The following is a 551-nucleotide window of genomic DNA, read 5'->3' on the forward strand; positions in this document are numbered from 1 at the left end:
TCTTGCGCGCGACAATCATCGCGGCAATCATCACCTCGCCGCGACACCGACTCGCCATCCTGATTGTCGCGCGCTTCCCATCCAGATTGTCGCGCTATATTCAGGAGGCGCTTGTCAGCAACCCGCTTGGCAACCAGCCCCATCAGGATGTCGTGGTCGATGTCCACGACAAAGCCGTGGCCGGACGCGATGTACGCCTGCGCCTGTTCCACCGCCTGATGTGCCGAGCGCTTCGGCCGGAAGCCGAAGCTCGTCTCGGAGAACGTTCCGTCCCAGTCCGCTTGCAGCACTTGCATCACCGCCTGCTGGATCAGGCGGTCGAGCACCGTCGGAATGCCGAGCGGCCGCAGGCCGCCCGACGCCTTCGGTATCTCCACCCGCCGCACCGGCTGGGGCTTGTAAGTGCCGTCAAGCAACTGGGCTCGGATCGTGAGCCAGTGCTCCTTCAGGTAGGCCGGCAGGTCGCCGACAGTCATCCCGTCAACGCCCGCCGCACCTTTGTTGCGCTTCACTCGCGCCAACGCTTCCTTCAGATTCTCACGCTCGACCAC

General features: G+C 64.2%; 1 protein-coding gene. It reads right to left on the reverse strand.

Going from position 1 to position 551, the window contains the following annotated elements; all coding sequences use genetic code 11:
• Window positions 1-551 (reverse strand): reverse transcriptase domain-containing protein (locus tag IVA82_RS33125; protein ID WP_247493703.1); only part of this gene is annotated, 551 nt, incomplete at both ends.

The sequence above is a fragment of the Bradyrhizobium sp. 142 genome (genome assembly GCF_023074015.1).
Taxonomy (GTDB): Bacteria; Pseudomonadota; Alphaproteobacteria; order Rhizobiales; family Xanthobacteraceae; genus Bradyrhizobium.